General features: G+C 42.5%; 15 protein-coding genes, 2 tRNA genes and 2 rRNA genes (1 of these 19 running past the window's edge). 4 read left to right on the top strand and 15 right to left on the bottom strand.

Annotation, left to right across the window (positions count from 1 at the left end):
• The 4 genes from CDC33_RS04890 to CDC33_RS04875 form a co-directional block, all read right to left on the bottom strand.
• A 23S ribosomal RNA gene (locus CDC33_RS04890) occupies positions 1-1,654 on the bottom strand; it reaches 1,237 nt to the left of the window's first position.
• Positions 1,655-1,905: 251 nt separating this feature from the next.
• Positions 1,906-1,978 (bottom strand) — tRNA-Ala (locus CDC33_RS04885).
• A 157-nt stretch (positions 1,979-2,135) separates the two neighbouring features.
• Positions 2,136-2,209 (bottom strand) — tRNA-Ile (locus CDC33_RS04880).
• A gap of 130 nt (positions 2,210-2,339) precedes the next feature.
• Positions 2,340-3,828, bottom strand: a 16S ribosomal RNA gene (locus CDC33_RS04875).
• Together the 16S and 23S rRNA genes with 2 tRNA genes alongside form the textbook arrangement of a ribosomal RNA operon.
• A 315-nt stretch (positions 3,829-4,143) precedes the next feature.
• Here CDC33_RS04875 and nadC point away from each other — a divergent pair.
• Positions 4,144-5,010, top strand: coding sequence for a carboxylating nicotinate-nucleotide diphosphorylase (nadC, locus tag CDC33_RS04870; protein WP_109007536.1), 867 nt, complete (start codon positions 4,144-4,146; stop codon positions 5,008-5,010).
• 116 nt (positions 5,011-5,126) lie between these two features.
• Here the strand turns inward: nadC and CDC33_RS04865 are convergent, their stop codons facing one another.
• The gene (locus CDC33_RS04865; protein ID WP_109007535.1) at positions 5,127-7,820 is read right to left on the bottom strand and encodes a PAS domain S-box protein; all 2,694 of its coding nucleotides are present in this window, start codon (positions 7,818-7,820) and stop codon (positions 5,127-5,129) included.
• Between the two features lie 505 nt (positions 7,821-8,325).
• Here CDC33_RS04865 and CDC33_RS37705 point away from each other — a divergent pair.
• Together CDC33_RS37705 and CDC33_RS38315 are read left to right on the top strand one after the other, a co-directional pair.
• Positions 8,326-8,553 carry a hypothetical protein gene (locus CDC33_RS37705; RefSeq protein ID WP_146195775.1) on the top strand — a complete coding sequence of 76 codons (228 nt, stop codon included), beginning with the start codon at positions 8,326-8,328 and terminating at the stop codon, positions 8,551-8,553.
• A 41-nt stretch (positions 8,554-8,594) separates the two neighbouring features.
• Positions 8,595-8,747 carry a hypothetical protein gene (locus CDC33_RS38315; protein ID WP_181373892.1) on the top strand — a complete coding sequence of 51 codons (153 nt, stop codon included), beginning with the start codon at positions 8,595-8,597 and terminating at the stop codon, positions 8,745-8,747.
• Positions 8,748-9,196: 449 nt separating this feature from the next.
• Here the strand turns inward: CDC33_RS38315 and CDC33_RS04850 are convergent, their stop codons facing one another.
• On the bottom strand, positions 9,197-9,772 hold the full coding sequence (locus CDC33_RS04850) for a Uma2 family endonuclease (RefSeq protein WP_109007533.1): 576 nt from the start codon (positions 9,770-9,772) through the stop codon (positions 9,197-9,199).
• Between the two features lie 53 nt (positions 9,773-9,825).
• Positions 9,826-13,809 (bottom strand): magnesium chelatase subunit H, encoded by a 3,984-nt coding sequence (locus tag CDC33_RS04845; RefSeq protein ID WP_109007532.1) that lies wholly within the window; start codon positions 13,807-13,809, stop codon positions 9,826-9,828.
• 945 nt (positions 13,810-14,754) lie between these two features.
• Here CDC33_RS04845 and CDC33_RS04840 point away from each other — a divergent pair.
• On the top strand, positions 14,755-16,089 hold the full coding sequence (locus tag CDC33_RS04840) for a glycosyltransferase family protein (protein WP_109007531.1): 1,335 nt from the start codon (positions 14,755-14,757) through the stop codon (positions 16,087-16,089).
• Between the two features lie 54 nt (positions 16,090-16,143).
• Here the strand turns inward: CDC33_RS04840 and CDC33_RS04835 are convergent, their stop codons facing one another.
• The 8 genes from CDC33_RS04835 to CDC33_RS04805 all read right to left on the bottom strand — a co-directional run bounded on the left by CDC33_RS04835 (position 16,144) and on the right by CDC33_RS04805 (position 24,316).
• Positions 16,144-16,530, bottom strand: coding sequence for a hypothetical protein (locus CDC33_RS04835; RefSeq protein WP_100899560.1), 387 nt, complete (start codon positions 16,528-16,530; stop codon positions 16,144-16,146).
• A 122-nt stretch (positions 16,531-16,652) separates the two neighbouring features.
• A complete protein-coding gene (locus CDC33_RS04830; protein ID WP_109007530.1) occupies positions 16,653-17,111 on the bottom strand; it encodes a type II toxin-antitoxin system YhaV family toxin in 459 nt (152 codons plus the stop codon).
• A complete protein-coding gene (locus CDC33_RS04825) occupies positions 17,104-17,439 on the bottom strand; it encodes a hypothetical protein (protein ID WP_109007529.1) in 336 nt (111 codons plus the stop codon). The genes CDC33_RS04830 and CDC33_RS04825 overlap by 8 nt, the downstream gene beginning before the upstream one ends.
• Positions 17,440-17,566: 127 nt before the next feature.
• The gene (gene mutS / locus CDC33_RS04820) at positions 17,567-20,182 is read right to left on the bottom strand and encodes a DNA mismatch repair protein MutS (protein WP_109007528.1); all 2,616 of its coding nucleotides are present in this window, start codon (positions 20,180-20,182) and stop codon (positions 17,567-17,569) included.
• 86 nt (positions 20,183-20,268) lie between these two features.
• On the bottom strand, positions 20,269-20,793 hold the full coding sequence (locus CDC33_RS04815; protein WP_109007527.1) for a hypothetical protein: 525 nt from the start codon (positions 20,791-20,793) through the stop codon (positions 20,269-20,271).
• A gap of 8 nt (positions 20,794-20,801) precedes the next feature.
• Positions 20,802-22,181, bottom strand: coding sequence for an AAA family ATPase (locus CDC33_RS04810; protein WP_109007526.1), 1,380 nt, complete (start codon positions 22,179-22,181; stop codon positions 20,802-20,804).
• A 143-nt stretch (positions 22,182-22,324) separates the two neighbouring features.
• Entirely contained in the window at positions 22,325-22,597 is a 273-nt protein-coding gene (locus tag CDC33_RS37700) for a hypothetical protein (RefSeq protein WP_146195774.1), read from the bottom strand.
• Positions 22,598-22,714: 117 nt separating this feature from the next.
• A complete protein-coding gene (locus CDC33_RS04805; protein ID WP_109007525.1) occupies positions 22,715-24,316 on the bottom strand; it encodes an alkaline phosphatase D family protein in 1,602 nt (533 codons plus the stop codon).
• Positions 24,317-24,599: the final 283 nt, after the last annotated feature.

The following is a 24,599-nucleotide window of genomic DNA, read 5'->3' as shown; positions in this document are numbered from 1 at the left end:
CCTTGGTATTCTCAACCTCCCTACCTGTGTCGGTTTCGGGTACAGGTAACTGTAAGTTAACGTGTTTAGAGCTTTTCTTGGAAGCTAGACTATGCCACTTCCCCACCGTAGTGGGTCGTACTCACGCCTCAACTCGAAACGTTTTCGCCGTTTCTCAACATCTCGACGCTTGAACCGGTAACCAACATCCGGCTGACAATTATCTTCTCCGTCCCTCTGCACAACCTACAATCAGTACGGGAATTTTAACCCGTTGTCCATCGACTACGCCGTTCGGCCTCGCCTTAGGTCCTGACTAACCCTCCGGGGACGAACCTGGCGGAGGAAACCTTAGGGTTTCGGGGCATTGGATTCTCACCAATGTTTGCGCTACTCAAGCCGACATTCTCACTTCCGTTTCGTCCACAGCTGCTTGCCGCTACTGCTTCTTTCTACGACGGAACGCTCCCCTACCGATTAACGTTAGTTAATCCCACAGCTTCGGTACATCGCTTAGCCCCGTTCATTTTCGGCGCGAGAGCGCTTGACTAGTGAGCTATTACGCACTCTTTCAAGGGTGGCTGCTTCTAGGCAAACCTCCTAGTTGTCTGTGCACTCTCACCTCCTTTATCACTTAGCGATGATTTGGGGACCTTAGCTGGTGGTCTGGGCTGTTTCCCTCTTGACAATGAAGCTTATCCCCCACTGTCTCACTGGCAATGTGTGCTCTGGGTATTCAGAGTTTGTCTCGATTTGGTACCGGTCTCCCAGCCCGCACCGAAACAGTGCTTTACCCCCCAGATATAATCATTACCGCTGCGCCTAAACACATTTCGGGGAGAACCAGCTAGCTCCTGGTTCGATTGGCATTTCACCCCTAACCACAGCTCATCCGCTGATTTTTCAACATCAGTCGGTGCGGACCTCCACTTGGTGTTACCCAAGCTTCATCCTGGCCATGGTTAGATCACCAGGGTTCGGGTCTATAAACACTGATTATCGCCCTTTTCAGACTCGGTTTCCCTTTGGCTCCAGCATTCTCGCTTTAACCTACCAGTGCCTATAAGTCGCCGGCTCATTCTTCAACAGGCACGCGGTCAGACTTTTAAATAGTCCTCCCACTGCTTGTAAGCTAACGGTTTCATGTTCTATTTCACTCCCCTTCCGGGGTTCTTTTCACCTTTCCCTCGCGGTACTGGTTCACTATCGGTCACACAGTAGTATTTAGCCTTACGAGGTGGTCCTCGCTGATTCACATGGGATTCCTCGTGCCCCATGCTACTCGGGATTGAGCTACTATCCTTTGACTTTCGACTACAGGACTTTCACCTTCTTTGGTGCAGTATTTAGCTGCTTCGTCTAGCCTCCAGATTCGATATCGCTCTCCCACTACCCCAAAAGATAAATCTTTTGGTTTAGGCTCTTCCCCTTTCGCTCACCACTACTGAGGGAATCTCTTTATTGATTTCTCTTCCTCCAGCTACTAAGATGTTTCAATTCGCTGGGTTGGCTCTTTCCTGCCTATATATTCAGCAGGTAGTATATAGGGTTGCCCCATTCGGAAATCTCCGGCTCAATGTTTGCTTCCAACTCCCCGGAGCATATCGTCGGTAACCACGTCCTTCGTCGCCTCTGTGTGCCTAGGTATCCACCGTTAGCCCTTATTAGCTTGACCACTCAAATATTTGGTCTTTTAATGACTTGCATTCACAAATAGTTAGTTCTGCTTACCTCGTCACTTCCTACTGATTTTACTCAGTACTCAGCACTCAGTACTCAGCACTCTCAATGTCTGTGTCTGCCTGCTATTTTCGCGTTACTATGCAGTTTTCAAGGTTCTGGCTGAGATACAACTCAGCAGTCTGACTCCAGTTAAGTCATGTTGCTGATTTCTCACTCTATTTTATCAATGGCAACCGCCACAGGTGGAGGTTAGCGGACTCGAACCGCTGACATCCTGCTTGCAAAGCAGGCGCTCTACCAACTGAGCTAAACCCCCAATACAGTGTTGAGTTATGAGGGCTGAGTGCTGAGTTTTTTGTTCTCATCACGCGCTTTCTCTAATTTACTCCCACTATGGTAGTTCTGAATTCCTACTTCTCAATACTAAGTTTTTTACTCAGCACTCAGCACTCGGTACTCAGCACTCCTTTAGGTGGGCCATCCTGGACTCGAACCAGGGACCTCACCCTTATCAGGGGTGCGCTCTAACCACCTGAGCTAATAGCCCATAAAGAACCTTCATCATAGTTTGAAAGCGTTCATCTTGCAAATATCTGCGACCGACCTAGGTATAGACCAACTTACTATCTATAAAACTAGTGTGTTTTTCGATATGTAAGGGGTGTAGGTCTCCCTAAAAAGGAGGTGATCCAGCCACACCTTCCGGTACGGCTACCTTGTTACGACTTCACCCCAGTCACCAGTCCTGCCTTAGGCATCCTCCTCTTTTGACAGTTGGAGTAATGACTTCGGGCACTACCAGCTTCCATGGTGTGACGGGCGGTGTGTACAAGGCCCGGGAACGAATTCACTGCAGTATGCTGACCTGCAATTACTAGCGATTCCTCCTTCACGCAGGCGAGTTGCAGCCTGCGATCTGAACTGAGCTCCGGTTTCCGGGATTTGCTTGCGGTCGCCCGCTTGCTGCCCTCTGTCCGGAGCATTGTAGTACGTGTGTAGCCCAAGGCGTAAGGGGCATGCTGACTTGACGTCATCCCCACCTTCCTCCGGTTTGTCACCGGCAGTCTCTCTAGAGTGCCCAACTTAATGCTGGCAACTAAAAACGAGGGTTGCGCTCGTTGCGGGACTTAACCCAACATCTCACGACACGAGCTGACGACAGCCATGCACCACCTGTGTTCGCGCTCCCGAAGGCACTCTTCCCTTTCGAGAAGATTCGCGACATGTCAAGCCTTGGTAAGGTTCTTCGCGTTGCATCGAATTAAACCACATACTCCACCGCTTGTGCGGGCCCCCGTCAATTCCTTTGAGTTTCACCGTTGCCGGCGTACTCCCCAGGCGGGATACTTAACGCGTTAGCTACGGCACGGCTCGGGTCGATACAAGCCACGCCTAGTATCCATCGTTTACGGCTAGGACTACTGGGGTATCTAATCCCATTCGCTCCCCTAGCTTTCGTCCCTCAGTGTCAGTTACGGCCTAGCAGAGCGCCTTCGCCACCGGTGTTCTTCCTGATCTCTACGCATTTCACCGCTACACCAGGAATTCCCTCTGCCCCGAACGTACTCTAGCCGTGTAGTTTCCACTGCTCTTATCTAGTTGAGCTAGACTCTTTAACAGCAGACTTACACAGCCACCTGCGGACGCTTTACGCCCAATCATTCCGGATAACGCTTGCATCCTCCGTATTACCGCGGCTGCTGGCACGGAGTTAGCCGATGCTTATTCCTCAGGTACCGTCATTTTTTTCTTCCCTGAGAAAAGAGGTTTACGACCCAAGAGCCTTCCTCCCTCACGCGGTATTGCTCCGTCAGGCTTTCGCCCATTGCGGAAAATTCCCCACTGCTGCCTCCCGTAGGAGTCTGGGCCGTGTCTCAGTCCCAGTGTGGCTGATCGTCCTCTCAGACCAGCTACTGATCGTCGCCTAGGTGCGCCTTTACCACACCTACTAGCTAATCAGACGCGAGCTCATCTCCAGGCAATTAATCTTTCACCTTTCGGCACATCCGGTATTAGCCACCGTTTCCAGTGGTTGTCCCAGACCTGAAGCCAGATTCTCACGCGTTACTCACCCGTCCGCCACTGTGCCCTAAAGCACCGTTCGACTTGCATGTGTTAAGCATACCGCCAGCGTTCATCCTGAGCCAGGATCAAACTCTCCGTTTTGAAATGGAAAGCTTTTGAACTCAATACATTTAGCTGCTCTTTTTTAACTTCAGCTTAGTTATCATTTTCTTGAGGCAAACTACTTGCTGTCTTTTCGCTTTCAAACTATAATATTTTCAAGGTTCGGTTCCCTGAATAACGTCGCTCTTTTGCGCTCCGCTTCAGGCACTTATTCAATATAGCGAACCCAACTCTTTGTGTCAACTATTTTTCCAAAATATTTTTGGAACCATTTTTTATTCCCCCTGAAAGCCTTAGAGAACAAGGGTTATAGGCTATAGTATTCCTGGAAGTCACTAAGGAAGCAATAAAGTTGTGAGTAATTCTGGTGTTTTACCGCCAAGGCTGGTTTTAGATCCTCTGTTACATGGCTGGTTGTTGGAGGATATTGGCAGGGGCGATCGCACTACTAATTCGTTACTTGTACAAGATGTGACGCTCGGCTCGGCTAGATGGATTGCAAAAGCTTCTGGGATTATTGCTGGCTTACCAGTTGCTGCTAGGGTATTTCAGATTTTGAATGAAAAAGTCAGTTTTATGGCGGTTACGGCTGAAGGTGCATGGTGTGAGCCGGGACAGGTTGTAGCTGAAATTCATGGTTCGCTGGATGCCCTACTCATGGGGGAACGGGTCGCGCTCAACTTGGCTATGCGCTTGAGTGGGATTGCTACCTTGACTAATATATATGTAGAGAAAATTGCCGATTTAAATGCTCAGTTGGTGGATACGCGTAAAACGACACCAGGGCTGAGACTGTTGGAAAAGTACGCGACTGCTTTGGGTGGGGCGATTAATCACCGTATGGGGTTGGATGATGCGGTAATGATTAAGGATAATCACATTGCGGCGGCTGGGGGAATTGGAGAAGCTGTTACCCGTATTCGTTCTCAGATTCCTTATCCCTTGACTATAGAGGTAGAGACGGAAAGTTTAAAGCAGGTAAAAGAAGCTTTGCAGCACAACGTTGACATTATCATGTTAGACAATATGCCTGTAGATATGATGCATGACGCAGTGCAGTTGATTCGCCAGCAGGATAGCCGGGTGAAAATTGAAGCTTCTGGGAATGTGACTTTGGAAACTATTCGCGGTGTAGCAGAGATGGGTGTTGACTATATTTCTAGCAGTGCGCCGATTACTCAATCGAAGTGGTTGGATTTAAGTATGAAGATTCTACTCTAAATAAACCGAATAATCCCACTGCAAAATCGGTGTAATGTCGAATTTTTGGAGGATCAAAGTCTAAAAAAATGCAAGTAAAGTTGTCAGAGTTTTTGTGTGAGGCTTGTTAATCCTATTTAAATTGGAATTTCAATCCAGAATTCTGTGCCTTTTCCTAGTTCTGATAGACAATTCAAAATTCCACCATGTTTTTCTACAACAATTTGGTAGCTAATTGACAGTCCTAGCCCTGTTCCCTTACCCACCTGTTTTGTGGTAAAAAAAGGATCAAATAAGCGTTTTTTAACGTCTTCTTTCATCCCTAATCCATTGTCAGCAATTCGGATTACAACAAATTTACTATCTAAAATTTCAGTCCGAATTATAATTTGCGGTTTATGAGTTGTTTTTAAAGTGACTATTGACTCTTCTAAAGCATCGATCGCATTAGTCAAAACATTCATAAATACTTGATTAAGCTGCCCAGGATAGCAATCAACCAAGGGCAAGTTACCATATTCTTTAACAATAGATATATCTAGTCCAATGCCATTATTTTTCCAGCGATGATGCAAAATCAATAGTGTATTTTCAATTCCTTCATGAATGTCAACTAGTTTCTTATCTGCTTCATCGTGACGAGAAAAGTTCCGCAATCCTAAAACAATTTCACGGATACGATTAGTACCCATATTCATTGAAGATAAGAGTTTAGAAAGGTCATCGGTAATAAATCCTAAATCAATTTTTTCAGCAAAATCTTGAATTTCTGTCTGGGGATTGGGGTAGTATTGCTGATAAAGGTGCAATAGAGTTAACATCTCTTGAAAGTATTCGTTAGCATAGGTTAAGTTACCATGAATAAAGTTAACTGGATTGTTGATTTCATGGGCAACTCCAGCTACTAACTGTCCCAAGCTAGACATTTTTTCATTCTGGATCAGTTGAGATTGAGTTTGCTGCAATTTATGTAAGGTTTCAGTGAGTTTTTCGGCTTGAGTTTGAGCAGCTAAAGTAGCAGAACGACTTTGGGTATAAAGTTGTGCATGATCGATGGCGATCGCTAGTTGATCGCAAACAGCTTGTAGCAGGCTAATTTCACTATTAGTCCAAATGCGATCGCCACTGCAATGACTACACACAATTGCCCCAATCTCCCCAGAATTACTCTTAACTGGTAGCATTAGTTGAGATGTGATGCCAAATTCAGTTAAAAATTCTTGCAAATCATAATCAAGATGTGACTGACTCTTAATATCATCAATGCAAATTAGCTCTTGAGAGAGAAGTATTTTTTTTAAAAAAGTACTTTTTTGCAGAGGAATACTGCCTAACATGGTTGCTAAGTTAGGGTTTCGCGCTTCATAGGTAATAATCAGGCTTGGTTGGGATGGGTGCGGTAAGTAACAAAGAAAGTAGCAACGGTCAATTTGTAATAAGCTGCGAATTTCATTGACCGCAGTTTCTAGGATCATATCTAGGTCAAGAGAGCTGCGGATTTGGCTAGCTAGACGCAGTAATAAGGCTTCCCGACGACTGAGTAATTCTTCTCGCGCCCATATCCGGTCAATAGCCACAGCAATATTATTAGCGATCCAATTTAATAAGTTATGGGTTGGTTCGGTAAACAGTTGCTTGCTAAATAAAACCATTATGCCGATTAATTGCTGCTCTACTATTAAGGGATAAGCAGAAAATCGAAAAATTGAAAATGTTGGGCTGAAAAATTGGTCGGAATTATTAATTGATACCTCTTCGTTAAAAATAGCTTGATGATTTTGAGCCATTAAGCCAATAATGTTATTAGCTATAAGCATGTGATTTGGAAAATTTTGTGTATCGCTTAAAGCACTACAAGTAACATCTGTACAATCAACACCAGCCTGTAATTGTAGCTGGTTTGTTTGTCGTTCAAATGTCCAGATACAAACAAAGGCGATATCAAGGTATTGGGAAATTGTATTTGTACAGTTTTGCAGAATTTCTGGAAGTGTGCCACTTTGAGATAAGGCTAAACTGACTTCTGCACTCAAAACTGACAAGCGCGATCGCTCCAATAAAGCTAACTCTGAGAGCTTGCGCTGCGTAATATCTGTACGAATGGATACATATTGATAGGGTTTTTCATCTGGGTTCAACATTGGAGCGATCAAGGTATCTACCCAATAAAAACTGCCATCCTTGGCTTTATTTTTGATTTCTCCTTTCCATATTTTTCCTTGGGCAATAGTTTTCCATAAATTTGCAAAAAATTCCTTTGTATGATAACCAGAATTAATAATACGATGATCTTGCTCTAGAAGTTCTTCTCTAGAATATTTAGAAATTTTACAAAATTGATCATTAACATAGGTTATTCTTCCGGTTTTATCAGTAATAGCTACAAGTGAATGGGCGTTTAAAGCATATTTAAAAGCTTCTAGCTCTCGGATAGAGTTTTGTAACTCTATCTCATTATGTTTATTAAGGGTAATGTCACGAGCTACTGCATAAATCAAGTTTTCTTCACTGAAGCCAGTCGCATTCCATGACAGCCATTTGTAAGAACCATCCCGACAAAGATAGCGGTTTTCAAAGCTGATTGCATCTACAGATTGTGTAATGTTTTGGGCTGCGGCAATAGTGGATTCACGGTCTTCAGGGTGAACAAATTCGATAAAGGGTTTGCTAATAAGTTCTTGTTCAGACCAACCTAGCGTTTGTGTCCATTTGGGGTTTAAATACTTAAAATAACCATCAAAATTAGCAATACACAATAAATCTATAGAAAGTGAGAAAAATCGAGAGTATTTTTCTTCAGATTGGTTGTACCCAGATTTCACTAGTTTCATAAATTGTTTAGGTATGAATCTTTTTATAAGTACAATAAGTTAATACATTGTTCACAAATTTAATAATGATTTTAACGAACTTTGGGGGTTTAAGTCCCCAGCAAGATAGGCAGCACGTTTTGTGTCGGGGTCTAAATCCCCGTCACAAAACGTAATTGCGAATTGCGTTAGCGGAGCGGGGCGTTAGCCCATTGCGAATTGCGAATTGGTTTAATGGGATGTTATCGAGTTAGACACTACCTAACATGAGTTCCCATAAAAACTGTTTGCTTTCCGAATAAATACGTAATCATCGTCAAAGCAAACGCAATATAACCTACTAGTTTTTACTGAAAAAGCTAACTATTTATTTGACTTTATTGACTACTAAATAAAGGTTTCCCCAAAAAGGTGTAAAGTAAACATTTATATTTTGAATTAAAGATAAGAAGTGTTAAGTAAGGGCAGCACCTTTTGCTTAACACTAGACTTTAGACTCAAGAAGTGAACTCGTTGGGAAATAGCCGTGCAAAAAAAAGAAAGGAATGCCTGTAATCAGAAGCACCCCAGTAACGGAAGAAGAAAGCACAACCATTTTCATCTACCGCTATGGATGTTTTTGTATGGAGTGAGGAAGCAACTGGTACACCTTAAATATAGCGGACAAGATTTTGTCCATCAAATTAAATGCTGCATCTGCTTTGATGCCCAACAGAGCGATCGCCTTACAGAAAATCTTAAAGACAAAGCCTAGATCCTGATAGTTTGCGTCTTTTTGTCTGTTGCGATCGCTGATTGTATGATGCCATTTTAAGCGATCGCCTTGCATCAAACCTCAAAAATAAAGCGATCGCTTATTGTAAAAAAGTGAGCGATGTCTACGACGGGCTACGCCTACGCCTTGCAGAAAACTTCAAAAATAAGGCGATCGCTCTTGTGGAAGCGTGAGTGCAAGCGTCTTGTAGAAAACTTCAAAAACAAAGCGACCGCCTTGCAGAAAACCTCAAAAACTAAGCGATGGCATGTTGTGGAAGAGTAAGCGATCACACTTCATAAAGACAATAGCTAAAATATATGGATTTTCAGCTATTACTGATCATGATACTAGAGATGGAATTGATTTACTATCAATCAAAAAAAATAGAAATGATTTAGCTCATGGCTTTTTGTCTTTTAAGGAAGTTGGCAAAATACATCTGCGGAAAATCTGGTTGAAATAAGTGAAAGAGTTATAAAATATCTAAGACAAATTTTAGAAAATATTGATGAATATTTAGTTAATCAGCAATATTTAGATTCTAAATAGTATAATAGGAGGTATAATAATCTTAAGTTATAATTAATCTTTAAGGTGCTGCTGCATGTAAATTTGTTATTACTCTTGTTTTGTTATTAAGTTACCAAATCGCTTCAAGGTTTAAAATAAACTCCTGTAAAACATCTTCTCCTGACAAAGTAACAGGCGATTCCAACACCTCAACCTCTTGGTCTTGCCGATAAATCTCCACTTGCCGCGATTTCCGATTAATTAACCAACCCAAATGCACACCATTATTTATGTATTCCCTCATTTTTTCCTGAGCAACTTTCAAACTATCACTTGGCGAAAGTAACTCAATTACAAAATCAGGAGAAATGGGAGGAAACTTTTGTTTTTCTTCTTCAGTTAAAGCATCCCATCGTTCTAACTTTATCCAAGAAGCATCAGGTGAACGATCTGCACCATTAGGTAATTTAAAACAAGTAGAAGAATCAAAAGCGATGCCAGTACCATCGGTATCTGACCAATTAAATAATTGTTGATTTAGTCTACCATTACGATTTCCGGTTTCTCCCCCGGTTGGTGGCATGATAATTAATTCTCCGGTTGCAGTCCGTTCAAACCTCAAGTCACGGTTTGCCTGACATAGATTAAAAAACTGCTCATCTGTCAGTTCCAATACTGATTGAAGGTTGACCGTTAAAGCATTCATAGTCATATCTCGGATTGAAAAGTTAAGGCAGGCATTATGCCTGCCCATTAATCCTAGTCTATCCCTTCAATCCGGTCTTCAACCTCTTGGTACAACTCGCGCAGACGATCTAAATTCTCCTCGCTAGTCTCCCAATAACCGCGTCCATTGACTTCCAACAAAGTTGATACAATCTTGCGGAAAGAATGGGGATTAAGGTTTAGCAACCGTTTCTGCATTTCTTCATCTTTGATGAAGGTTTCGTTAGTATCCTCATAAATCCAGTTATCCACAGCGCCGGCTGTCGCACTCCAACCTGTGGTATTCACCAACCGCTTGGAGAGTTCGCGCACACCTTCGTAACCGTGAGACAGCATCCCTTCGTACCATTTGGGATTTAATAATTTGGTACGCGCATCCAAGCGCACAGTTTCTGATAATGTCCGCACTTGGGCGTTAGCTGTGGTTGTATCTGCAATATAAGATGCTGGTTTTTTACCATCACCCCGCAGACTTGCCACCAGCTTTGTGGGATCTGAATCGAAGTAGTGAGAAACGTCCGTTAAGCTAATCTCGGAAGAATCCAGATTTTGGAAAGTTGCGTCAGCAGTTTTCAATGTACTTTCAAAAATCTGCCGGGATTCGTCCATGATTCCGGGGTTATCGGAATTGAAAGAGAAGGATTTCCGGTTGAGATACATTTCTTGCAACTCGGCTTCGCTGTCCCAAGTGCTGTTTTCTACCGCCAAGTTGATATTTGAGGAGTAGGAACCAGAAGCGTTGGAGAAAACGCGCGTCGCTGCTTGACGCAGATTAATCCCCATATCCTCAGCTTGTTGCAAAGCGTGTTTGCGAACAAAGTTCATTTCTAAGGGTTCATCTGCCTCGGCTGCCATCTTCACCCCTTGGTCTAGCAGGTTCATTTGGTTGATGAACAAGTCGCGGAATACACCAGAACAGTTGATTACTACATCAATTCTGGGGCGTCCCAACTCTTCTAGAGATATCAATTCCAACTTGTTCACCCGTCCCAAGGCATCTGGAACTGGACGCACGCCCACCATCCACATAATTTGCGCTAGGGATTCACCGTAAGTTTTGATGTTATCGGTTCCCCAAAGGACGCAGGCGATGGTTTCTGGCCATTTTCCATCGTTTTCAGCTTTGTTACGTGCTAAAAGCCTGTCTACAACGATTTTGGCTGATTGTACTGCTGCTGTTGTTGGGATGGATTGCGGATCGAGTGCATGAATATTCTTACCCGTGGGCAAGACATCCGGGTTGCGGATGGGATCGCCACCAGGGCCAGGTAGAACGTACTCACCTTCTAAACCTTTGAGTAATGCTCCCAGTTCGTTGTCGGCACAAACTTGCTGGAGGCAGAATTCCAAATACTCAAATAATGGTTTTAGGGCTGCGGTATCAACTTTGGGATAACCTGCTTTATGCAATGATTCTACCCAAGGTTCTTTTTTGCCCATGTTGAAGAAATTCAAGCGGGAAACTAGAGAAACTCGCCCTTCTGCGTCGGTTTGCTCTTGGACAAGGGCGGTTACTGCTGCGCGGGTTGCCAAGGTGATATCTTGCAGTAATTGGACATCTTGTAAAATGCCCCGATCGCTATTTTGGTAAATATCGTCAATATTACGCCCTATGCTATTGGCGATAATACCGGGTAAGCCTTGAAGTCCTTCTTCTTGACGATCTAGACTAGCAATGTTAACCAGAGTTGCGATCGCTTCTTCTGCACTTGGCGGTTTCCCAATAACGTGTAAACCACAAGGCAACAACCGCGACTCGATTTCCATCAACTTGCGGTAGACGTTGCCAACAATATTATCCCGCTCATCGGTACTCATGTCTCTGGCATCGGTTTCTGGCAGGTTAATATCCTTATCCAGATTCACGATCCGGCATTTATCCATGATGCTGTTGACAATGGAAACACCGCGTCCACTATCTTTCAAGGTTTGGTAGGAAGCAATTAATTCGCTGAGTTCCTTCAAACCTTTATACAAACCGGCATTTTCTGCTGGCGGTGTCAAGTAAGAAATTGTTTCGGCATAACTCCGACGTTTGGCTATTGTCGCTTCACTCGGATTATTCGCTGCGTAGTAATACAGGTTGGGAATTGAACCAATCAAGTTATCTGGATAACAATCACCAGACATCCCCATCTGTTTACCTGGCATGAATTCCAAGGAACCGTGTGTACCAAAATGTAGTACAGCATCAGCTTTCCAAACTTGCTCTAGGTAAGTGTAGTAAGCAGCAAAACCGTGGTGAGGACTTGCTGAACGGGAGAACAACAGCCGCATCGGATCGCCTTCGTAACCAAATGTAGGTTGTACACCGATGAAGACATTACCGAATTGCTTACCATAAATCAGCAGGTTTTGCCCATCGCTGTTGAGATGTCCGGGAGGTGGGCCCCAGTTTTCTTCTAGGCGTTGAGAATATGGGGTCAGCGCCTCATACTCAGGAACCGACATTCTGTAAGCAATGTTCAGTTCTGGGCTGTTGTACTGCGCTTGAGCGTCATGGATGACTTCTTGCATCAACGCTTCGGCTGATTCTGGCAATTCTGGTAAGTCGTAGCCGTTATTTTTAAGAGCTTTCATCACCTCGTAGATGGAGCCGAAAACATCCAAGTACGCTGCGGTTCCCACGTTGCCTTTATCTGGCGGGAAACTGAAAACGGTGATGGCGACTTTTTTATCAAGCTTCGGCTTGCGGCGCAGATTTGCCCATTTTAAGGCGCGTTCGGCTACCGCTTCAACCCGATCGCGCAGTGCGATCGCTTTCCCTGTAGCCCCATCTCTACCTGATAAAATTATCGGCTCAATTGCGCCATCCAATTCAGGAATCGCAATTTGCAAAGCTACTTGAATTGGATGTAACCCTAAATCGCTATCCATCCACTCTTCTGTGGTTTGGAATACTAAGGGTAAAGCCACCATATAAGGACGGTTTAAGCGTTTGAGTGCCTCAATTGCTTTGGGATGGTCTTGTCTGGCTGGGCCACCCACTAAAGCAAAACCAGTTAGCGATATTACTGCATCTACTAACTGTGTGTTGGTATTTGGTTCATAGAAGTAAGCATCCACAGGCTTGGAGAAATCCAAACCACCAGCAAATACAGGTAGTACCCGTGCGCCTAGTGCTTCCAACTCTTGCACCATTGCTACATAATGGGCATCATCCCCAGTAACTAGGTGAGTGCGTTGCAATACTAATCCGACACAAGGAGCTAAGGGATCTTTGAGATCGTTAGAAATATCCTTACGAGCTGTGTACCAATTGAGGTACTCTCTGACATCTTCAAACATACTGGGAGCCAAAGGATGCCAAATCCCTAAATCGGGATAAACAACTGGCTGTTGATATGTCGAAGGTGCAATTTGTTTCTCTAAACCTTTAAATACGTATTTATCAGCTAGCATCAGCAAGAAGTTTTCCAGATTTTCTGGAGAACCACCTAGCCAATACTGAAAACTGAGCATGAAATTTCGAGCGTCCTGTGCCTTGTCCATCGGTAGAAACTTCAGTACTTGCGGCAGCGTTCGCAAAAGCTTCAGCATCCCATCTTGGAATCCCGCACCGGATTTTTCTTTGCGTTTCCGCATGAATTGGGCGATCGCACTTTTTGACTGACCCAATTGTGCCAAGGAAAAGCTGCCCATTTTACTCAGGCGCATTACCTCTGGCATCGAGGGAAAGACAACGGAAACGTCTAGATGATCGCGGTGTGGTTCTACTGCTGCTACTACTTTCTGTGCTAAGTCTTCGATGAAAATGAGGGAAGCGATGAAGATATTCGCACTCTCAATTTCTCGTTTGAACTCCTCATAGTTCTCTGGGTCGCGGAGTTCCTCAATCAAGTACCCACTGATTTCAATCGCCAAGTTGGGATTGTTCGCGTTAATCGTGCGAACCGCTTGCGACAAAGCACTCTGGTACTGGGACTCAAGCACGACATAGACCACCTTGATTAAATTACGTCCGCGTAAGTTATCTGGCGCAATGTGTCTAATGGTGGACTTGACGTGTGTGAACATGCTTCTTCGGCTCCTTTGATGCGTGTTCTCTGAAGGAAGTTCCTAGCGGCATCATCAGCCACAGGTAACTTTGTGATCTTTAGGCAATATGTGTTTTTTATCAGAAAACGCTTGCCCAGTGGGCATTTTATCGTGTATCTGACACAAATCGATATAAAAAACGAAATATTTCTTTGTAATTGTTGACTGTGTTTAAAAGTATCTACTCACTTATTTGTAAATTTTTATTTACATCAATAATTAACCATTTAGTTATTAATACTAGAAAATATATTCTCAGAGAACAGAGATTTTAAATTTCTGTTAACAAAATTATCGAGTAACAGTCCTAACGTGGATATCATATATCCGGTTTTTTTATACACATAAAATAATAACTGCTCAGGAGTTATACCCAAACTCTTGGCAGCAGAAAGCGTCAGGAGATTAGCGCGAGAATCCTGGCAGTTTTCAAAATCAATACTCGTATTTAAATTATCCTAGAGATTAATGCTTTCTCGCCCAAAGTGTTTCTTTCCAAATAGTAATAAACAAAACCGCAGATATTAAATTCATGAAATCTTCATGTTACATTGTTGTTTACACAATGCGATCGCTCTTAAATTTAGTACTTTACAAGAGCGATCGCTTTTACAGTCTAATATTACTTGTCACCTTTAGCACTCGATTCAAATTAATCGACTTCCCTGAATTTTCCAGTAATTGATTCTGAATTATGCATTTTTGTTCAACCTTCCTGCACCATCAAAACCAACATTCCTAATAGTATTTCTGCTGGAGGAATGGGATAATCATTCAAATCGATACGACTCGGCTAAAAACTTGCAGATATTATCGAACATAGCCTGCAATTATATTTTGTGATGTTGTGCCTATAAAAATTAGGAACGAATTGGGTAATATTCCCCTCTTGACTAATGACCCCTAACTCTTGAACATTAACTAATGACTCAAGTAGATATTCTCATCTTATCCAATGGCCCTGGAGAGGTAACAACCTGGGTGCGCCCAGTAGTAAAGGCATTACGGCAAAAATTCGGCGATGACCGAAATCAAGTGAGAATCAGTGTAGTCCTATCGCCTTGCTCAAATGCTAGTGGTAAAGAAGGTGCGATCGCTCTTTCTTACCCAGAAGTAGATAGAGTACAGCCAGCAGAGCATTTTTGGCCATTTTTGCTTTGGGGTAAAACTTTTGAGAATTGGGATTGGAGAAGTCACGGTGTAGTTGTTTTTCTCGGTGGCGATCAAATTTTCCCCGTAGTTATAGGCAAAAAGCTGGGATATCGCACAGTGGTTTACGCTGAATGGTCAGCTCGTTGGCATAATTGGATTGATCGCTTTGGCGTGATGAAACCTGAAGTTGCTGCGGGTGTCCCCCAGAAATATGCTCACAAATTCACTGTTGTTGGTGATTTGATGGTAGAAGCTAGTAGTCAAGAGTCATTAGTCATTAGTCATTTGTCCTTAGCAAATGAGAAAGGACAAATGACTAATGACACAGACGCATCAACAGCTTCCCACAAGGTAGGACAAGAGATTGAATTGATTGGTTTACTCCCTGGATCAAAAGCAGCAAAATTAGCCCAAGGAGTGCCATTAAGTTTAGGCATTGCTGAATACGTTCATGCAAAAAGACCTCAAACTAAATTTGTGATTCCTTTAGCCCCAACTTTAGATTTACAAACTTTAGCTAGTTTTGCCGATCTCCAAAGGAACTCTATTGCTGAAATCTTTGGCTTTGGCGGTGCTTCCTTAATTGTCCCAAAGGACGCTAAAAGCAAGGCATTGCTCAAAACAACAACGGGTTTAACTGTGGAACTATGGCAAGAAAATCCTGCATATCAGTTATTATCCCAGTGCTGCATCTGTTTAACTACAGTGGGGGCAAACACTGCCGAACTCGGTGCTTTAGGAGTGCCAATGATTGTTTTGCTGCCAACCCAGCAACTTGACGCTATGCGTGCTTGGGATGGTTTACCTGGGTTGTTGGCAAATCTGCCGGGAGTAGGTACGCCCTTTACTAAGGTGATTAATTGGTTGTTCCTAAGATTTGTAAGACGTAAAGGTTTATTAGCATGGCCAAATATCTGGGCACAGGAAGAGATAGTGCCAGAACTTATGGGTAAACTTCAACCTCAAGAAATTGGCAAAATGGTCTTAGACTTATTAGCCCATCCAGAAAAATTGGCTGATATCCGCGCTAAACTCCGTAAAATTCGTGGTGAAAGCGGTGCAGCCCAAAAGATAGCACAGATTGTTGGTGAGGAAATTGGGAAGTAAAGGAAGTGGGAAACAATTCAAAATTCAAAATTATTCCTTCACTTTTTTCTCTACTTAATCAGAAGATTCTCCATCCCTGCGTCCAAGTTCATAAATGCCAGCGCCCATACAAGCTAATATACCTGTACTAATTCCCCAACTTTCACCTAAACTAATTTCCAGAACCCAGTTACATAAAGCACCAACTACCAAAAAAGGCACAATGCTAAATAATGAAGCGTAGAAAGAATTTTGGGATTCTCTGGCTTTACGAGTCTTTTCAAATTCTGACTGGCTGGTATAAAGCGATCGCTCGGCAAAGTTAAACCAACGATTGAGTTGTTCGATTACCCATTCATTAACTTGGGAAAAACCTAGATATAGCGCCAATGACCACAAACTCGCTCCGGCGATCGCGATCGTGTCTAACTCAAAGCGGAAAGGCAAAATTTCAGTCAGCATTGCTTATGGGCGTCCTGCAAAGGGTTGACTTTAGCTTTTAGTAGATGCTAAATAAACCTCTTGTGCAATTTTAAGCATAAAGGTTAACCAGATTTCAACTACTTGGCAAATTTCCTGCTCTTTTAATCATCCGTTATCTCACAATCTTTCAATAACTCGTCTAAACTATCTGGAAATGTCCCTCGCTCAACCATCTTAGTAAACACCTGGTAACAGTCATTTTTCGCCCCCTCTTTACGTGGAAACCCTAACCACAAAATTACAATTACTTTCAACTGTTCCGTATCAAACGCTTTAAAAAACAGCCGATACCGTTCCGGCAAACCCATCTTTTTCATCCGTCCATAGCGTTTTAACGCCCCTGTCAACGCAAAATGACTTGCAAACGGATCAGAGGAAATCTTTGTTTCAATTGCAACAGTAATTGCTGCAAACAATTTTACCGTTGCATGGGTTTTATATTCAGCCTCTGGTAATTGCTCCCGTAAATGGGAAACGCGCTCAAACAATTCTTGATACTGAGTACCAAATAGTTGTGGGTGAAAGTAAACTTCCCATCCATTGCTGACAAACTTAGCCATCTTCTAATAACTCATCGTCTAATTGCACACCTGCAATCAGTTCGCCGGCAGCCTCAGACATTTCAGTTGTATAAGGTTGCAGTGTATTATTTTTGAGCGCTTCTGTCATAGCAAAATCGAGAAACAGCCGCATCATTACTGAATCTTCTGCGTCTTCATCATCACCAGATTGAGGTGAAATCCGCAAAATTGCAGTATCCGGCGACAATACCTCTATCCAACCATCTGCATTGGCAAACTGAGGATATTCTCGATAAAACTCAGCCGGTAGCCTAAACCCCGCACTGTTACCAATTTTGGTACTACGAATGCTGTAGGAGTTGCTCATCTTTAAGAGTATGTACATCACGTACTTACATAATAGCAATTTATGAACTGTTATCGATTTTGGTACTATTTTGCTACATCAACACGCAATGTATAGGTCTACATTGTTAAAGAAATGCGGTAAGATATCAATCCAGATTTTGCAACCCCATCGCAATCTTACTGTGTTTCTCAATTTGCCCCATTACTTGTTTTGCTCGTTGAATAACTACGGCTGGTAAACCCGCCAATCTTCCCGCCTCAATTCCATAAGACTTATCAGCACCTCCGGGTTGGACTTGATGCAAAAAGATAATTTGGTCGGGTAATTCCTTCACTGTTACTTGATAGTTAGCCACATTCGGTAGAATGCTAGCCAGTTCATTCAACTCATGATAATGAGTAGCAAAAATTGTCCGCGCCCGAATATCTACTGCTATGTATTCCGCCACCGCCCAAGCGATGGAAAGACCATCAAAAGTTGCTGTCCCACGACCAATTTCATCTAACAATACCAGCGACCTAGATGTGGCATGGTTGAGAATATTTGCCGTTTCATTCATTTCTACCATGAACGTAGATTGACCAGTTGCAAGATCATCTACTGCACCTACACGCGTGAAAATGCGATCGCATATTCCCAATCTAGCAAACCTAGCTGGTACAAAACTACCAATCTGCGCCATTAACTGAATCAATCCCACCTGACGCAAATAACAACTTTTGCCACTTGCATTCGGCCCGGTAAGGATGATTAAGTCAGGGAATTGGGAGTTGGGAGTGGGGAGTGGGGAAATTTCTTCTTCACTACTCCCTACTCCCGATTCCCTACTCCCCAATTGAGTCGAATTCGGCACAAAGAAACCCGCAGGTAAAGACTGTTCCACCACTGGATGACGCCCATCGACAATATTGATCTCCCTTCCTGACAACATTTCTGGACGACAGTAACCTTGATGCACCGCTAACTCAGCCAAACCACACAACACATCTGCCGCCGCGACTGCACGAGACAGATTACGAATTACTTCCGCCTCTTGTGCTACCTCTTCGCGCAACGCCGTAAAAATCTCATATTCTAATTGATTTAAATCATCCCGTGCTGTGAGAATTCGGGCTTCCCGTTCCTTCAAATCTGGGGTGATGTAACGTTCCTCATTGGTCAGAGTTTGCTTGCGGATGTAATTAGCGGGTACTTGGTCAGCTTTGCTGCGGGAAATACTTATATAATAACCAAAGGTTTTGTTAAATCCTACCTTCAAACTCGGAATTCCCGTCTTAGCCCTTTCATCAACTTCTAAATTAGCAATCCATTGCTGGTCTGCTTCTACAGTTGCCTTTCTCTCATCTAATAGGGGATTTACACTAGGGCGAATCAATCCGCCTTCTTTGATTAGTATGGGTGGCGACTCCACAAGATGTGCGTGTAATTTGTGTGCTAATTCTTCCAACACAGTTGGGACTTTCTGTAAAGCTTTGAGAAATGGAGAACGCGCTTCAGTTACCAAGCTGGATAATTCTGGTAAGCGTGAGAGGGAATCTGCCAAAGCTACTAAATCTCTAGCATTAGCTGTACCAGAACCCGCCCTGCCTGTGAGGCGTTCCAAATCATAAATTTGGCGTAACAGTTGCCGCAAATCTTGACGCAGGGGCGTATTTTCCATCAATTCTTCGATGGTATCAAGACGTGCCCGAATGCCTTTAATATCGATTAGCGGTTGCAACAACCACCGCCGCAAAGCCCGCCCGCCCATCGCTGTATTAGTTCTATCTAATGCCCAGAGTAGGGAACCGTGAAAAGTGCCATCCCGGACGGTTTGAGTAATTTCCAGGTTACGGCGGGTTTGATTGTCAACAATTAAATAGTCAGTGACAGTGTAGGTGCGGAGTCTTTGAAGGGTAACTGGGTTTTCTTTTTGAGTATCTTCCAAGTATTCCAGAAGACCACCAGCCGCACGAACGGCAAGCGGAAGATGATCGCAACCGAGTCCTTCGAGCGATCGCACCTTAAATTTCTGCAATAATCTAGGTCTAGCTTCGCCTTGGGAAAATGGTACTTGCGATCGCAAACTATAACAAAATGATGGTGGCAAACACTGGGGAAGATGTGGCGAAGTTTCTCCCGGACGCAGCAAACTACCTAAATCGGGCGCATTTGTCGGAACTAACACCTCTGAAGGTTGCAAGCGCATTAATTCCTGTGTTAAATGTTCTAAATCACTGCCTTGAGTTGTGAGAAATTCGCCTGTGGAGATGTCTGCATAAGCTAAACCCCAATGATTAGCGGCAATTACTACTGCTGCAAGGTAGTTATTGCGACTTGATTTGAGCATTCCTTCTTCCAGCAAAGTACCAGGAGTCAGGATGCGCGTTACTTCTCGTCGCACCAATCTACCAGCAGCTTCAGAAGCATCTTCTACTTGGTCGCAAATTACCACTGCATAGCCTTTTTCTACCAGTAGCGTTGCGTAGCGTTCCCAAGCGTGGTGCGGAACACCAGACATCGCCACTCGTCCCTGTTCCCCTGCTTGCTTACTGGTGAGAACTAATTCCAATTCTTGCGCTAGTTTTACAGCATCTTGGAAATAGCATTCAAAGAAATCTCCTACCCGATACAGCAATACCGCGTGAGGATATTTATCCTTCGTCTCGACATAATGCAAGTACATTTGACTTAGCTTACTGCGATCCACCTGTTGATGGTCAGAAATAAAAGTACTTGCATCCGGTTTGGGAGATGGAGTTTCAGAGTGAAAGGCAGTCATAGATGCTATCGAGTTACGCACGGAAATTCCACAATATCCGATGATAACGTGATGTTATAGGCAAAGGGCGATCGCTCAAGGATATTTTACCTTTTTGTTCGACTGCTACGACGCGTAGGTGCTGGGGTAGCTGGTTCATAAGCCTTGAGTCCCCCATCGCCCGTAAAAATTTCTACTTGAAATGTACTACTGGTTTTGGCGTAATATTCAGCCACAGTCTTAATTGTCGCATCTCCGATAGAAATTTTTCTACATGCTAGAGTAGGCCATTCAGTAGCCAACTGTTTCAATTGCTCTGAATTCCAAAGTTCACCCACTTGAGTTTCAAAAACTCCCCAAGGTATAACTCCATCTGCTACTTTCACTAAAATATTACCGAAAGCTTGAGCAATTTCATATCGCTTAGAGTTAGCTTGTGCAATGTGATTACCAGTTTCTATAATTGTTGCTATTGGTAGTATAAACTTTGCACCTTGTTTTTCTTCTTCCAGAAAACGGGTTTCAACTCTTTTTTTATCCCATTTATCATTATCAGAACCACAAGTCTCTTTACCAGGGACACCCAAGTATACACAAAGTATGGATGTGTCAATAATCAAAACCTTTCTCATATTTAATTTTACTTATTATCAGAAAGGCTCTTTTCAATTGCACCTTTAGTTGCTAGTTTGCCTAAAGTACCTGATGCTAACAAAAGAGGAAGATTTTCAATATCTTCTAAAAGTGTAAGCTTGCTTTCTCCAGTTTCTTTATTGCGGTGTGCGACAACCACAAAAGGAACTATCTCTGGGCCTAAAGCATCAAGTAAGGCTGGGTTATGAGTAGTAATTAAAATATCAATTTTTCTTTTGCTGCCAACCTCCCGCAGTATTCTTACCAGTAATTCTGCACGTGAGGGATGAAGCCCATTATCTATTTCTTCAATTACTAGTTGACTTCCTTCTGGTCTAGTAAGTAATGCTGTGAGGATTGCTAGAAAGCGTAAAGTTCCATCTGACATACTTCTAGCATCTATTAATGTCATCTCTCCAGGTTTCCATTCTTCTTCACAGTAAAGCATCGCATCAGTTTTAAGTCTACCAATTGGTTCTGCAAATACTGTTTTAATATCTCCTTCAGGGAAATCTTTGATGTAGGCTGATAGAGTTGATTCGACTTCGGCTTTTTGTTCGTTATCCAATGCTGCTAGTACACCAGCAATATTAGAACCATCGCTTTCTAAGATGTCAGATAAGCGTGAATAATCGCGCATCGTAGAAGGAATAGGATTTAATATAAAAATACTACTAATTTTATTAATTATGATATTCATTACCTTAAGATAATTACTAAGTAAATCAAAATTATTATCATTTTCATAAATTATTTCAATCATTTTATTCGTTTGATTCTTGACATTTTTTATTTCTTCAATAATTATTTCAGCTTTTGCCTCATTATTAGTTAGATTTTCTTTTAATGCATTAAAATTTTTTAATAACTCTTGGTTATCATTATTTAATTTATTAATTGCCAGCTTCAACTTATCATGTTTCTTTTTTCCTTGTGCAAATAAGTGATTAACTTCTGACAAATATGATTTATTACTTAATAAAATATTATTAATTAATGTTTCATTATTACTCTGAAAATTTGATGATATTTTTTGTATCTCAAGAGATTCTTGGACAATATGAACATCTGGTTTAGTCTGTACTGTAATACTATAAAAATAATCTGTCTTATCATCTTCACCTTGAACTATTAGTTTTAATATAAATTGATTTTCTGGTTTAAGAGCAGCCCATTCAACACCGCCCCGAATAGAAGAAAGAGTTTTATTTCCTTCTAAAGCTACTTCAATATCCTCACCTCTGACGATTCTTTTGAGCAACTCTAACGCTTCAGCTACATTAGATTTACCACTTGCGTTTGTACCAATCAGAACAGTCAATGGGTCAAGTGGAAGCTGCGCATAACGGAAACTTTTCCAGTTCTCTAAGATGAGTTGTTTAAGCATGATAAACCCCAAAACTCTACCTATCTAAATTTAGCTCGTACCAGTGACGATCGCTCAAGCATTTTTACCCTTTTAGTGCGATCGCTCCATTGCATAAATTATCCAAAAAACTCTAAACACTATAAATAGCCATCTGCGATCGGTTACCCAAATTGAGGCGGTTTAAAAGGTGAGCGCCCAAGTGATTCAAATAAAAAGCAACTGCGAATCACCACAATCAGATACAGCGTCGGTAAGATTGCGATCGCAGTATAAAGCACTTTCACCCAGGTATGACCGCTTGGTAATCTCAGACCCATAAAACCAAGCACCATCAAGATCAGCACATGTTGAACAGGTATACTTCGGTGTTTTAGACCTTCAATTACAGCGAGTGAACCGCAACAGGTGAGCATCACCCATTCGGTGTAGAGCAAAAAGCGAATCAGATTGCTATATATTCTTTCAGTAAAAACAGCAAAGCCAGTAGACAGAGTAAAAAATTGTGTAATTACTCTATCTAACTGGCTATTTTTCGCTAAGTTTTTGAGGATTTATTTTTCTGGCGGTAAATCTACACTGTAAACAATTTTTCCTACCAAGTTACGCAGTGTTACCGTCATCACTTTTGTATTTCCATTAATTTTAACTCCTCCAAAGAATTGCAAACCTTCACTTGGGGGTCGATTTGCTTTCGTACCTGGAGGAAGACTTTGAAATATTAATTGTGGCCCAAAGGTATTTTCCAATTCATTAGGGCCAAATGTACCAGAGTTAAGAGGCCCAGCGACAAACTCCCAAAAAGGCTTAAAGTCGGTAAACTGTGCTTTAGCGGGGTTGTAATAGTGGGCAGCTGCATAATGTACATCAGCAGTTAACCAAACAACATTCTGGATATTTTTATTTTTGATAAATCGTAGTAAATCGGCAAGTTCTAATTCTCTTCCTAAAGCTGGGCCATCTCCATTAGCCCAAGCTTCAAAATCAGTGCTACCGTCTTTAACTATCAGTCCCAAAGGCATATCACTCGCAATCACTTTCCATGTTGCTTTTGATGAGAGCAATTGTCTTTTCAACCATTCCACTTGTTTTTTACTCAAAAAGTCTGTTTTTTTACTCGGTACTGGCTGATTATTGGGAGAGTTGGGCCCCCGGTAAGTACGCTCATCCAGCATGAAAATGTCTAATAATGGGCCATAGTTAAAGGAGCGATAAATTTTCGTTTTATCTGGATCATTTGTTTCATACCCAATAGGTAGATATTCCAAAAATGCTTGTCTTGCCCTTTGGGCTAGTAAGTTAACATCCTTAACTGTGTAGCGGTCATCGTTAAGGAGAACTTCTCCAGGATACCAATTATTTGTGGTTTCGTGGTCGTCCCACTGTGCTAATATGGGAACTTCAGCGTTGAAACGCTTGATGTTTTCATCCAGCAAATTGTAGATATAGTTGCCACGAAATTCTGTGAGAGTTTCTGCTACTTTGGATTTTTCTGGTGTAGTGATGTTTTTCCAAATAGTGCCGTCGTCTAAAGTTACTTCTGATTGAATCGGGCCATCAGCATAAATATTATCGCCAGAATGAATGAAAAAGTCGGGGTGAAGTTGGCGCATAGTTTCGTAAATTTTCATCCCACCGAAATCAGGATTAATCCCCCATCCTTGACCAGCAGTGTCACCACCCCACACAAAGAATATATCTCGCCCAGATTTGGGGGGAGTGCGGAAAGTGCCTTTGACAGGAGCGCTGTAAGTGCCTTTATAATCTAAATCTTGGAAAATCACTCGATAAAATAATTTTTGGTCTGGGGGTAAGTTCCTCAGATAAAGTCGTGCTGTAAAGTCGCTATTTTTTAAAGCATTGGGCCCCACAACTCGCCGGACATTTTTAAAAGATTCGCTGGTAGAGTATTCTACGATCATTTTGGCGGGGCGATCGCTACGGCTCCAAATAACAATGCTATCTTTGGAAATATCTCCGCTAGCTACACCATAAGGTATAGCAGGACGCATTTTGTCAGAGGTGATAATTGCAGGCGCTTGGGCAAAAACTTGTGATTTCGATACAAGATTTGTGGCAATAATTCCACCTGCTGTGATAGTTGAACGGAGTAAAAACTGGCGACGGTTTAGTTGCGATGGGCGATTAGATTCCATGATAAATAATGCCAAGCTTAAGAAGTATTACAGAATAAGTGTTTAGCACATTCTCTTATCCCAACAAGTAAAGCTTGGGTTATCCAAGGGTTAATAGACCTCTTGCATAAATTAAAAATAAGAACCCCACCCCTTATATCTAGGACTTACGCACACTCTACGAATTCTCGGCGCTCTTGGCGTCTTGGCGGTTCGAGAAATTAAGCTTTTTAGCAATTTTTGCGTAAGTCCTAATGGAGAAGAAAAAAAATGTATAACGAGTGGCATAGCGCATATTTCCTAC

This window comes from Nostoc commune NIES-4072 (assembly GCF_003113895.1).
Taxonomy (GTDB): domain Bacteria; phylum Cyanobacteriota; class Cyanobacteriia; order Cyanobacteriales; family Nostocaceae; genus Nostoc; species Nostoc commune.
The sequence above is the reverse complement of the archived record's forward strand: the minus strand, read 5'-3'. Positions and strand labels throughout refer to the sequence as shown.

Coding starts and splice junctions, on each gene's coding strand:
- CDC33_RS04830 (WP_109007530.1), bottom strand. CDS start 17,111: ATGGCTAAGTTTGTCAGCAATGGATGGGAAGTTTACTTTCACCCACAA.
- CDC33_RS04865 (WP_109007535.1), bottom strand. CDS start 7,820: ATGAAACTAGTGAAATCTGGGTACAACCAATCTGAAGAAAAATACTCT.
- CDC33_RS04815 (WP_109007527.1), bottom strand. CDS start 20,793: ATGAGAAAGGTTTTGATTATTGACACATCCATACTTTGTGTATACTTG.
- CDC33_RS04845 (WP_109007532.1), bottom strand. CDS start 13,809: ATGTTCACACACGTCAAGTCCACCATTAGACACATTGCGCCAGATAAC.
- CDC33_RS04835 (WP_100899560.1), bottom strand. CDS start 16,530: ATGCTGACTGAAATTTTGCCTTTCCGCTTTGAGTTAGACACGATCGCG.
- CDC33_RS04805 (WP_109007525.1), bottom strand. CDS start 24,316: ATGGAATCTAATCGCCCATCGCAACTAAACCGTCGCCAGTTTTTACTC.
- CDC33_RS04840 (WP_109007531.1), top strand. CDS start 14,755: ATGACTCAAGTAGATATTCTCATCTTATCCAATGGCCCTGGAGAGGTA.
- CDC33_RS04850 (WP_109007533.1), bottom strand. CDS start 9,772: ATGAATGCTTTAACGGTCAACCTTCAATCAGTATTGGAACTGACAGAT.
- mutS (WP_109007528.1), bottom strand. CDS start 20,182: ATGACTGCCTTTCACTCTGAAACTCCATCTCCCAAACCGGATGCAAGT.
- CDC33_RS04825 (WP_109007529.1), bottom strand. CDS start 17,439: ATGAGCAACTCCTACAGCATTCGTAGTACCAAAATTGGTAACAGTGCG.
- CDC33_RS04810 (WP_109007526.1), bottom strand. CDS start 22,181: ATGCTTAAACAACTCATCTTAGAGAACTGGAAAAGTTTCCGTTATGCG.